The organism is Mycobacterium sp. TH-M15, from assembly GCF_057473705.1.
Map to the genome: position 1 here is coordinate 1 of NZ_JBYCLB010000559.1, position 10229 is coordinate 10229.

Annotated in this window: 11 protein-coding genes and 1 pseudogene; 6 read left to right on the forward strand and 6 right to left on the reverse strand. The window is 71.6% G+C overall.

All coding sequences use genetic code 11. The annotated features are described in order from the left end of the window. The 4 genes from AC2VNT_RS13625 to AC2VNT_RS13640 form a co-directional block, all read left to right on the forward strand. On the forward strand, positions 1-534 hold a 534-nt coding region (locus AC2VNT_RS13625; protein ID WP_486947368.1), incomplete at its 5' end, for an alkyl hydroperoxide reductase. Between the two features lie 113 nt (positions 535-647). Further along, positions 648-1175, forward strand: coding sequence for a deaminase (locus tag AC2VNT_RS13630; RefSeq protein WP_486947369.1), 528 nt, complete (start codon positions 648-650; stop codon positions 1173-1175). 119 nt (positions 1176-1294) lie between these two features. Further along, on the forward strand, positions 1295-2545 hold the full coding sequence (locus tag AC2VNT_RS13635) for an alpha-hydroxy acid oxidase (RefSeq protein WP_486947370.1): 1251 nt from the start codon (positions 1295-1297) through the stop codon (positions 2543-2545). Positions 2546-2628: 83 nt separating this feature from the next. Next, positions 2629-3861: an NAD(P)/FAD-dependent oxidoreductase gene (locus AC2VNT_RS13640; protein ID WP_486947371.1), complete on the forward strand. Its 1233-nt coding sequence runs from the start codon at positions 2629-2631 to the stop codon at positions 3859-3861. Positions 3862-3876: 15 nt separating this feature from the next. Here AC2VNT_RS13640 and AC2VNT_RS13645 read toward each other — a convergent pair whose 3' ends face one another. After that, positions 3877-5355 (reverse strand): acetyl-CoA acetyltransferase, encoded by a 1479-nt coding sequence (locus AC2VNT_RS13645; protein WP_486947372.1) that lies wholly within the window; start codon positions 5353-5355, stop codon positions 3877-3879. Between the two features lie 105 nt (positions 5356-5460). Here AC2VNT_RS13645 and AC2VNT_RS13650 point away from each other — a divergent pair, with 105 nt between their 5' ends. Both AC2VNT_RS13650 and AC2VNT_RS13655 read left to right on the forward strand, forming a co-directional pair. Further along, positions 5461-5931, forward strand: a complete 471-nt coding sequence (locus AC2VNT_RS13650) for an MmpS family transport accessory protein (protein WP_486947373.1) — start codon at positions 5461-5463, stop codon at positions 5929-5931. 37 nt (positions 5932-5968) lie between these two features. Continuing rightward, on the forward strand, positions 5969-6736 hold the full coding sequence (locus tag AC2VNT_RS13655) for a CPBP family intramembrane glutamic endopeptidase (protein WP_486947374.1): 768 nt from the start codon (positions 5969-5971) through the stop codon (positions 6734-6736). Positions 6737-6760: 24 nt separating this feature from the next. Here AC2VNT_RS13655 and AC2VNT_RS13660 read toward each other — a convergent pair whose 3' ends face one another. The 5 genes and pseudogenes from AC2VNT_RS13660 to modA all read right to left on the reverse strand — a co-directional run bounded on the left by AC2VNT_RS13660 (position 6761) and on the right by modA (position 10209). Beyond that, entirely contained in the window at positions 6761-7786 is a 1026-nt protein-coding gene (locus tag AC2VNT_RS13660; protein ID WP_486947375.1) for a zinc-binding alcohol dehydrogenase family protein, read from the reverse strand. 89 nt (positions 7787-7875) lie between these two features. Continuing rightward, entirely contained in the window at positions 7876-8178 is a 303-nt protein-coding gene (locus AC2VNT_RS13665; protein ID WP_486947376.1) for a GlsB/YeaQ/YmgE family stress response membrane protein, read from the reverse strand. Between the two features lie 73 nt (positions 8179-8251). Then, on the reverse strand, positions 8252-9085 hold the full coding sequence (locus tag AC2VNT_RS13670; RefSeq protein ID WP_486947377.1) for an alanine and proline-rich secreted protein Apa: 834 nt from the start codon (positions 9083-9085) through the stop codon (positions 8252-8254). A gap of 155 nt (positions 9086-9240) precedes the next feature. Beyond that, a pseudogene (locus AC2VNT_RS13675) lies at positions 9241-9446 on the reverse strand (molybdate ABC transporter permease subunit); the annotation flags it as partial. Positions 9447-9459: 13 nt separating this feature from the next. Next, positions 9460-10209 carry a molybdate ABC transporter substrate-binding protein gene (modA, locus tag AC2VNT_RS13680; RefSeq protein ID WP_486947378.1) on the reverse strand — a complete coding sequence of 250 codons (750 nt, stop codon included), beginning with the start codon at positions 10207-10209 and terminating at the stop codon, positions 9460-9462. Between the last annotated feature and the right edge of the window lie 20 nt (positions 10210-10229).

A 10229-nucleotide genomic window follows, 5' to 3' on the forward strand; every position in this document is an offset into this window, starting at 1 on the left:
ATTGAAAACCTGAAATCGGCGGTGCCCGAGTACGCCAAGGACCTCAAGCTCAACCTCGGCTCGATCACCCGCACCACGGCGCTGGACGACGAGCAACTGTGGGGCTGTCTGCTGGCCAGCGCCGCGGCGACGCGAAGCAGCGAGGTGCTGGCCCAGATCGGCGCCGAGGCGGCCGACAACCTCTCCGCCGAGGCCTACCGAGCCGCGTTGGGCGCCGCGTCGATCATGGGCATGAACAACGTGTTCTACCGCGGCCGGGGCTTCCTGGGTGGCGCGTACGACGATCTGCGTCCGGGGCTGCGGATGAACATCATCGGTAACCCGGGGGTGGACAAGGCCAATTTCGAGCTGTGGTGCTTTGCCGTGTCGGCGGTGAACGGCTGCTCGGATTGCCTTGTCTCCCATGAGCGTGCGGTCCGCGACGCCGGTCTCACCCGCGACGCGGTTGTGGAGGCATTGAAGGTCGCGGCCATCGTGGCGGGTGTGGCACAGTCGATCGTCGCCGCCCAGGCCCTACCCGCCGCCTCGCCGTAGCGGCGTCGCACCCGCCGGCGAATGGGCGCAGACACGCCTCCCCGATCGGCGGGTCGCCCGGGCGACCACACGCTCGCCCCCGTCCGGGGGAATACGCCGTAGACTTCGGGTTCGTGGCACTCAGCGATGCCGACCTGCGCTACCTGAACCGGTGCGTCGAGCTGGCCCGCGAAGCGCTCGACAACGGTGACGCGCCGTTCGGCGCGGTGCTCGTCGGCGGCCGGCTCGGTGATGACCGCATCCTCTACGAGGACCGCAACCGGACCGGCGCCGGCGACCCCACCCGGCACGCCGAATTCAACGTCGCGCAGTGGGCGGCGGCCAACCTCGCCCCGGTGCGCCGGGTCCGGACCACCGTCTACACCTCCTGTGAACACTGCCCGATGTGCGCGGCCGCCCACGCCTGGGTGGGCCTCGGCCGGATCGTCTACGCGACGTCGGCGGCGCAGACGTACGGCTGGATCGCGGACCTGCACGGGGCGCCGCCGCCGGTGGCGCCGCTGCCGATCACCGCGGTCGCGCCCAAGGCCGTCGCCGAAGGGCCGGCCCCGCAGCTCGCCGACGCGTTGAAAGCCCTGTTCGTCGCCGACTATCGGCGCCGAGGCCAGCCGGGCGGGGCCGGCCGGGCGACGGCGATGTGATGCACCCGAGCCTGCGCGTCGAGACAGCGCTGCAGGTTGACCGGGTCGGCGCTGTCGGCCACACCCGCACCGTGGCACAGTTCCCACCGGATAGCGGGCGGACGGCGGAAGGAGTGACGGTGGCGGTCAGGCGACGAGTCCCCCGGGTCGGCGACCTGGCACCGTTGATCCGGTTCAAACGGCCACGGCTGAACCGCACCCGACGCCGGCTGGAGGGCGCGCTGACCATCGATGATCTGCGCCGGATCGCCCAACGACGGACCCCGAAGGCGGCGTTCGACTACACCGACGGCGCCGCCGAGGACGAGATCTCGATCGCCCGGGCTCGGCAAGCCTTCCGCGACATCGAGTTTCACCCGGCGATCCTGCGCGACGTCACCACCGTGAACACCGGCTGGCGGGTGCTCGGCGGGTCGGTGGCGTGGCCGTTCGGGATCGCGCCGACGGGCTTCACCCGGCTGATGCAGACCGAGGGCGAGATCGGCGGCGCCCGGGCGGCGGCGGCCGCCGGCATCCCGTTCGCCCTGTCCACCCTGGGCACCGCCGCCATCGAAGACGTGGCGGCCGCGGCGCCGCAGGCCCGCAAGTGGTTTCAGCTGTACATGTGGCGTGATCGGGACCGGTCGATGGCGTTGCTGCGCCGGGCCGCCGACGCCGGCTTCGACACCCTGCTGGCCACCGTCGACTGCCCGGTCGCCGGGGCACGGCTGCGCGACGCCCGCAACGGGATGGCGATCCCGCCGGCGCTGACCCTGCGCACCGTGCTGGATGCGATTCCCCGACCGGCCTGGTGGTTCAACCTGCTGACCACCGAACCGCTGGCGTTCGCGTCGCTGGACCGCTGGCCGGGCACCGTCGGGCAGTACATGGACACCATGTTCGACCCGAGTGTCACCGTCGATGACCTGGCCTGGGTCAGATCCCAGTGGCCGGGGAAGTTCGTGGTCAAGGGCATTCAGACGCTCGACGACGCCCGCGCCCTGGTCGATCTCGGTGTGGACGGCATCGTGTTGTCCAACCACGGCGGCCGCCAGCTGGACCGGGCCCCGGTGCCGTTTGAGCTGCTGCCCAAGGTGGCGCGCGAACTGGGCGCCGACATCGAGATCCTGCTGGACACCGGCATCATGTCCGGGGCCGACATCGTCGCGGCGATCGCGCTCGGTGCCCGCTGCACCCTGATCGGACGCGCCTACCTGTACGGGCTGATGGCCGGCGGTGAGGCCGGGGTGCGCCGGGCGATCGAGATCCTGTCCGACCAGATCGTCCGCACCATGCGGCTGCTCGGGGTCGGCTCACTCGAGGAGCTGTCACCGCGGCATGTGACCCAGCTGCGGCGCTTGGTTCCGGTGGAAACCCCGGAACCGGGGTAACGTCGCCGGCGGGGAGCCGGCCTGCGCTCCGGTAGGGCGCAGCCGACGGCAGCAGGGCCAGCACAACGAACGGAGCAGCGCACATGACACGGTCGGAGACGTTCATCGTTATCGGCGCCGGGCTTGCCGGGGCAAAGGCCGCCGAGGCGGCTCGGGACAACGGCTTCGACGGCACCATCGTGGTGATCGGTGAAGAATCGCATCCACCGTACGAGCGCCCGCCGCTGTCCAAGGAGTATCTGGCCGGCAAGAAGACCCTCGACGATTTCACCGTCAACTCCGCCGACTGGTACCGCGAGCACGATGTCGACCTGCGGCTGGGCACCCGGGCGGTGTCGCTGGACCGTCCCGGTCGCACCGTCGGGCTCACCGACGGCGCCGGTGTCCACTACGACCGGCTGCTGCTGGCCACCGGATCCCGGTCTCGCCGGCTGCCCATCGCCGGGGCCGACGCCGAACGGGTGCACTACCTGCGCACCATCGACGATGCGTCGGCACTGAACTCCGCGCTGACCGAAGGGTCTTCGCTGGCGGTGGTGGGCGCCGGGTGGATCGGGCTCGAGGTGGCGGCCGGTGCCCGCCAGCGCGGCGTCGACGTCACCGTCGTCGAGACCGCCCCGCTGCCGCTGCAGGCCGCGCTGGGTGCGGAGAACGGCGCGGTCTTCGCCGACCTGCACCGGGCGCACGGGGTAGACCTGCGGCTGGGTTGCACGGTCGCCGAGATCACCACCGCCGGCGGTGCGGCCACCGGCCTGCGGCTGGCCGACGGGACGGAGATCACCGCCGACGCCGTGCTGGTCGCGGTCGGCGCGCAACCCAACATCGAGCTGGCCGAGCAGGCCGGGCTCGCCGTCGATGACGGTGGGGTTCTGGTCGATGCCGCGCTGCGCAGCAGCGACCCCGACATCTACGCCGTCGGAGACATCGCGGCCGCCGAACATCCGCTGCTGGGTGGCCGGGTGCGCACCGAGCACTGGGCCAACGCGCTCAAGCAGCCGGCGGTGGCGGTGGCCGGGATGCTGGGTGAGCCGGGCGAATACGCCGAACTGCCGTACTTCTTCACCGACCAGTACGACCTCGGCATGGAGTACGTCGGCCACGCCCCCGGCTACCACCGGGTGGTGTTTCGCGGTGACGTCACCGGCCGCCAATACACCAGCTTCTGGCTGACCGCCGACAACCGGGTGCTGGCCGGGATGAACGTCAACATCTGGGAGGGGCTCGACGACATCAAAGCCCTGATCCGCTCGCGGCGGCCGGTCGACCCCACCCGGCTGGCCGACCCGCACGCACCGCTGGCCGACCTGTCCAGCTGACCCGGCCGTCGCGCGTCAGAGCAGCGTCGCGGTCCCGTCGTCGTGCACGTCGACGGCGGCCCCGGCGATGTCGTCGCGCACCGCGGATTCGGCGACCGAGGCGTCGGGGACCATCGCCCACGTGCGCGACCCGTCCGGGGTGCGCACCGCCAGGAACAGCTTCGCCGGCCGGCCGTCCCGGTCGAACGGCGCGGTCCAGGTCTCCACGCTGCCACGCCCGGACCAGGACACCAGGGACTTGCGGGTGGGTTCCCGGTCGACCAGCGGCTGGACGTCTTCCCACCGGAATCCCGCCGGCGGCGGTTCGGTGCCGTAGACCCCGACGCTGTGTTTGGTCAGGAATCCGCCGTTGGCGGTGATCAGGCCACGGCGTCCGGGGTGCGCGACCAGCAGCTCGGCCAGGGTCGCGATGGCGTGCATGACGTAGTTGTTCCACGGGCCACCGGCGAAGGTCAGCCCGCCGGTGACGGTCAGCGGCCGGTCCGGATCATCAAGCGGCAGCCCGAGTTCGGTGGCCGCGACCTGGACCGCGGACGGGAAGCAGGAGTACAGGTCGACGTAGTCGATGCCGCCGACCTCGGCGATCCCGGCCAGTTCCAGAGCGCGCGCTCCGGCGATCCGGATCGCCGGGGACCGGTACAACTCGTGCCGCTCGGCGGTGGTGTAGGTGTCGTGGGCGTCGCTGCCGGCCTGCGGGTACACCCAACGCTCGGTGGGCACCCCCAGCTCGGTGGCGGTGCCCACCGAGGTCAGCACCAGCGCGGCAGCCTGGTCGACCATGTTGTTGGAGTTCATCAGCTTGGTGTAGGGCCAACTGATCATCCGGTTCGTCTCGCTCGGCTGGTAGATCTCCTCGGCGGTAACGGGTTTGCGGATCCAGGCGTGCGGGTTGCCGACCGCCACCGCGTTGAACCGCTCCCACAGCCGCGCGATCCGCCGGCGGTGTTCGTCGACCGGCTCACCGGCGGCGATCCGCAGCGCCTGCTCGAACATCGGGTAGACGTACGCCGGTCGATCCAGCCGGATGCGGGCCTCGGCCTCGCCGATCATCGGCACCTCGTCGCCGAGGCTCGCGGCGACCGGGACGGCCTCGTCCTGCGCCGTCACCGGCACCTGCCTGCCGTCGGCCCGCAGCCGGGTGCGGGTGCGCCAGGTCTCGCCGCCGGCCAGCAGCACCACCCCGGCGCGACCGCCCCAGATGTCCAGACACGCCTGATTGACCAGCGACTGCGGCACGTTGCCGCCGACCGGGGTGTATCCGGTCGCCGGCTGATCGGCGCCGATGCGCTCCCCCAACAGTCGTCCCGGGTCTCGGTAGTACGCGGTGAACAGGTTCACCACCCGGATCGAGTCAACCGCGGCCAGCACCTTGGCGTCGGCGGCCCGCCGTGTCGCGGCCGCCACCAGGTCGACGGGTTCCAGAGGTTCGGTCGGGTCGTGCTGGTTGATCTGGCCGTAACCGATCAGCACGGGGGTTCTGGGGTCCACGGGCATGCGGCAAGGGTAATGGCCGGGTCGCGGCCCTCCGTCGAGGGATGTCGAGGATCCGGAAAGGCTGAACTAGCCACGTGCGGGTACCGGCAGAATAAAGTGATGCCCATGACCGGTCACCCGCGGCGCCGCCGCGTCTCCCGTACAGCGATCTCGATCGTCTCCGGCGTGCTCGTCGGATCGACGATCACCTGGACTTTCACCACGGCCACCGCCGACCCCGAGCCGCCGTCCGCCAAAGGTCCGGTGCGTTACGAACTGACCGGCTCCGGGGTGGCCGGCTACGTCACCTACCAGACCGACAACGGCCAACTGCACGCCACCAACGTCACGCTCCCGTGGTCGGTGGAGGTCACCCGGGTGCTGAAGGGCGCCCCGCCGGTGCACCTGCTCAGCGCACAGACCGCCGGCCCGGGAACGATCACCTGCGCGATCGTGGTGGCGGGCAAGGAGGTCGTCCGCAACACCGCGACGGGTGACCCGGCCAGGGTGATCTGCGAGGACCATGGCCCGCCGGTGGTGACCTCGACCGTTCCGCCGGCGCCGGTCGAGGAGCCGGGCGAACATCCGATCGGCTGACAGCCCGGTCCGGGCCGTGCCGGTAGACTTCCCGACGATGACCGCGCCCGCGTGTGCGGTGCCCCACGGCCAGCACCCGCTGCTGTCCCAGCTGTCGGCACTGCACCATCTCCGCACCTATCTCGACGTCGCCGTCGTCGTGGTGGCGCTGGTGCTGACCAATCTGGTCGCGCACTTCACCACGCCGCGAGCGGGTATCGTCACCGTTCCGGCGGCGGCCGCCACCCTGCTGATCCTGGTCCGGTGCAACGGCTTGAGCTGGGCCGAACTCGGGCTGAGCCGCGCGCAGTGGAGATCGGGCGGCGGGTATGCGATGGCCGCCGTGCTGGTGGTGCTGTCGGTCGTCGCCGTCGGCGCGCTGCTGCCCTGGACCCGGCCGATGTTCCTGAACAACCGCTATGCGACGGTCTCCGGCGCGCTGGTCGCGTCGATGGTCATCATCCCGCTGCAGACCGTCATCCCCGAGGAGCTGGCGTTTCGCGGGGCGTTGCACGGCGCGTTGAATCGGGCCTGGGGGTTTCGCGGTGTGGCGGCCGGTGGCTCGCTGCTGTTCGGCCTCTGGCATGTGGCATCGTCACTCGGGCTGACCAGCAGCAATATCGGTCTCACCCGACTATTCGGCGGGGGTTTCGTCGGGATGGCGGCGGGCGTGACGCTGGCCGTCTGCGCCACCGGGGCAGCTGGCTTCGTGTTCAGCTGGCTGCGCCGGCGCAGCGGGAGCCTGATCGCGCCGATCGCGCTGCACTGGTCGCTGAACGGGCTGGGGGCGCTGGCCGCAGCCATGGTCTGGCAGCTCTCCGGCTGACACCGCCGCGGGCCGGCCGCCGGCTCAGACCAGCAGCACCGCCGCGCCGGCGATCCGGCCGGCGGCCAGGTCGGCCAGCGCGCGATCGGCATCGCCGAGCGAATACTCCGGCGTCGTCACCGTGAGGTGGTGCTCACCGGCCACCGTCAGGAACGCCCGGGCGTCGGCACGGGTGTTCGAGGTCACCGACCGGATCTGACGGTCCTGGAACAGATGCCGCTGGTAGTTCAGCGCCGGAATGTCACTGAGGTGGATTCCGGCGATCGCCAGGGTTCCGCCGCGATCCAGCGCCTCGCACGCGGGCAGCACCAGCTCGCCGACCGGGGCGAACAGGATCGCCGCGTCCAGCAGCACCGGCGGCGGGTCGGCGGCCCCCTGCGCCGACGCCGCCCCGAGCTCCAGCGCCAACCGCTGCGCGCGGGGATCGCGGGTCATCACGTGCACCTCCGCGCCCTGCGCCGCCGCCACCTGGGCGGTGATGTGCGCGCTGCCGCCGAACCCGTACAGGCCCAGCCGGCCGCCGGGCGGCAGGTCGGCGCGGAGCAGGGCGCGATAGCCGATGATGCCGGCGCAGAGCAGCGGCGCCAGTTCGCTGTCGCTGTACCCGTCGGGCAGGTGGTGCGCGAACGCCGCCGGCACGGTGGCGAACTCGGCATAGCCGCCGTCGGCGTCCCAGCCGGTGTACCGGGATTCCGGGCAGAGGTTCTCGTCGCCGCGCCGGCAGTACCCGCAGTTCCCGCAGGTGTGTCGCAGCCAGGCGATCCCGACCCGGTCGCCGACCCGGAACTCCTCGCCGGCGTCACCGCCCACCTCGATCACCTCGCCGACCACCTCGTGACCCGGGGTCACCTGGGCGCGGTGCACCGGCAGGTCACCCTCGGCGACGTGCAGATCGGTGCGGCAGACGCCGCAGGCGTGCACGGCAACCAGCAGCTCGGCGGGTTGCGGCTCGGGCACCGGGGCGGTCACCCGGATCAGCGGGCCACTGCTCATCGGACCGGGCCGGTGCACCCGCCACGCGCTCATCGCGGGCTGCGGGCATGCGGTCATGCCATCCATCGTGCCCGGCTGACCGGGGTTTGTCGGCGCAGCGCCGCCTCGCGCGGTGACGCCGGCCGAAGACTGACCGACCGCCCGGGCTAAATCTTGCTTCGCAGCAGCTTGAGCAGCCAAAGCAGGATCACCGAACCGAGGACCGCGGTGAACAGGGTGAACCAAAATCCGCCGCCGGCGGTGTTGAGGAAGAAACTCAACAGGTAGCCGCCGAGCAGCGCCCCGACCACGCCGATCACGATGTCCACCAGGATGCCGGACCGACCACTGCCGACGATCTTGTTCGCCAGCCAACCGGCGATCGCGCCGATCAGGATGTACCCGATCCACCCGACGCTGGTCAGCGTTGACGAGCGGGCGAGGAACTCTGTCGCTGCCACGGTCTTCATTCCCTGCTCCTTTGTGTCGGTCACCCGCTAGCGTAACGCCGACTCGCCGGAGTTCGGGTCGTCCCGGCCGCGGTTACTGGCCGGGTGCCGGCGCCTGCGCACCCGGCGGCGGTGCCTGCGCACCCGGCGGCGGAGCCTCGGGCGGCGGCGGTGCCTGCGCACCCGGCGGCGGCGGTGCCTGCGCACCCGGCGGCGGCGGTGGCGGCGCCAACGGCCGGATGGACTCGGCGAGCACCTTGGCCGCGCCCCGGTCCACCGGGTCGTTCGCCGTGCCCAGCCAGACCACGAACCAGCGCTGGGTCTCCCCCCGCTGGCCGGCGGCCGGCGGCGGCGTGCCGATCACACCACTCCAGATCTGGCCGTTCGGCTTCGCGGTATCGGAGAACCTCACCTCGTAGTAGGACGCGCTGCCGGTCAGGCCGTTGCCACTGAGCGCGACGGTCTCCTGGTCCTGCCGGGTTCCGGGGTAGGGCATGAAGAACTCGCCCATGTCGGAGGCGAGCCGAGTCGCCGCCTTGGCGTTGTCGGCCTCCTGGCTGGCGTACAGGCGCTGGTCCAGCCGGCCCAGGATGATCCGGGTGTCGTTGGCGACCGGCGTGGGCTGGCCGGGCAGCACCGGCTGGCCGGTCTGCTTGCTCAGCAGCGCCGAACCGTACTCCAGGTGGCTGGTGTCGGACTCCACCCAGCCCCCGGGCAGCACGTAGCTGAAGCCGTCGGCAACGTCGTCGACCCGGCCTTCCTCCGGTTCGGCCGGCGGCGGTGGCGCCAGCGGATCGGCCGGCGCGATGTTCGGCGGGGGCGGCGGCGGCACCGGGTCGGCCTGTGCCGGGACGGCCGTCAAGGCGGCGATCGCACTGACCGTCGCCAGCGTGATGGGCCAGGCGCGCTTGGGTAGGTCCTGCTTCATGTCAGTGAAACCTACCGTGTTACAGAGGTGACGCAAGTGCGGGGTGCGTAGCGGTGTGTCGGGTTACCACGCCGAGCAACCGGATCGCTGCGCCGGGGCCTCGGCCGCAGCGCCACCTCGTCGGCCTGCACCGAGAACCAGACCGGGTCGCCGGGCATCAGCCGCAGCTCGGCGGCGGCGTCGGCGTCGGTCACCCGCTCCAGCTGGATCTGCAGCGGCAGCGTGCGGGTCACCCCCTGCCGGCGAACCCGCGAACGTCAGCGTCGCGCCGAACTCGCCCAGCGAGCGGGCGAAGGCCAGCACCACGCCGGAGGCCAGCCCCGGGACCAGCAACGGCAGGCACCCGCCACCAGGCCGGACCGACCAGCCACGGGTCAGGGGTTGCCGAAGCCGGCGCCGTCGAGGATCTTCTGGCCCCGCTCACCGACCACCAGGTCGATGAAGTGCTGCGCCAGGACCGGGTCCGCGGAGCCCTTCAGCAACCCGATCGAGTAGGTGTTCACCGCCTGCGTCGACTCGGGAAACTCCACGGTGGCCACGGTATCCCCGGCGTTGATCGCATCGGTCCGATAGACCACGCCGGCGTCGGCCTGACCGCTGGTGACCTTGCCCAGCACGTCGGTGACGTCCGGCTCCTCGCTGACCGGGTCGATCCGGGCGTGGGTGAGCTCCTCGATCCGGTGGGTCGCCACGCCGCACGGGACCGGTTGCTGACACACCGCCACCGTCAGGCCGGGCCGGGCCAGATCGGCGAAGCGGCTGACCGCCCTCGGGTTTCCCGGTGCGGTGACGATCACCAGCGTGTTGGTGGCGAACGTCCGCTCCCGGCTCTGCAGCAGGCCGGCATCGGCGACCTTCGCCATCTGCGCGGTGTCGGCCGAGGCGAAGACGTCGCCGTCGACCCCCTGGGTCAGCTGGATGGCCAGGTCCGAGGAGCCGCCGAAGGTGAACTCCACCGTCGCGTCGGGATTGTCGGTCCGCAGCCGCTCGGCGATCTCGGTGAACGCCGGCCGCAGTGACGCCGCGGCGAAGACGGTGATCGACGGCCCGCTCGGGGCGCCGCAGCCGCCGGTCAGACCCGCCGCCAGCAGTGCCGCACCTGCCAGTGTCCGGGCCCGCCGCATGGTCGAACCATAGCGAAGCC

What these genes read in the sequence shown, in the direction of transcription:
- AC2VNT_RS13660 (WP_486947375.1), bottom strand. Translation starts at nt 7,786, where the DNA reads ATGACCGCATGCCCGCAGCCCGCGATGAGCGCGTGGCGGGTGCACCGG.
- AC2VNT_RS13655 (WP_486947374.1), top strand. Translation starts at nt 5,969, where the DNA reads ATGACCGCGCCCGCGTGTGCGGTGCCCCACGGCCAGCACCCGCTGCTG.
- AC2VNT_RS13665 (WP_486947376.1), bottom strand. Translation starts at nt 8,178, where the DNA reads ATGAAGACCGTGGCAGCGACAGAGTTCCTCGCCCGCTCGTCAACGCTG.
- AC2VNT_RS13650 (WP_486947373.1), top strand. Translation starts at nt 5,461, where the DNA reads ATGACCGGTCACCCGCGGCGCCGCCGCGTCTCCCGTACAGCGATCTCG.
- AC2VNT_RS13670 (WP_486947377.1), bottom strand. Translation starts at nt 9,085, where the DNA reads ATGAAGCAGGACCTACCCAAGCGCGCCTGGCCCATCACGCTGGCGACG.
- AC2VNT_RS13640 (WP_486947371.1), top strand. Translation starts at nt 2,629, where the DNA reads ATGACACGGTCGGAGACGTTCATCGTTATCGGCGCCGGGCTTGCCGGG.
- AC2VNT_RS13645 (WP_486947372.1), bottom strand. Translation starts at nt 5,355, where the DNA reads ATGCCCGTGGACCCCAGAACCCCCGTGCTGATCGGTTACGGCCAGATC.
- modA (WP_486947378.1), bottom strand. Translation starts at nt 10,209, where the DNA reads ATGCGGCGGGCCCGGACACTGGCAGGTGCGGCACTGCTGGCGGCGGGT.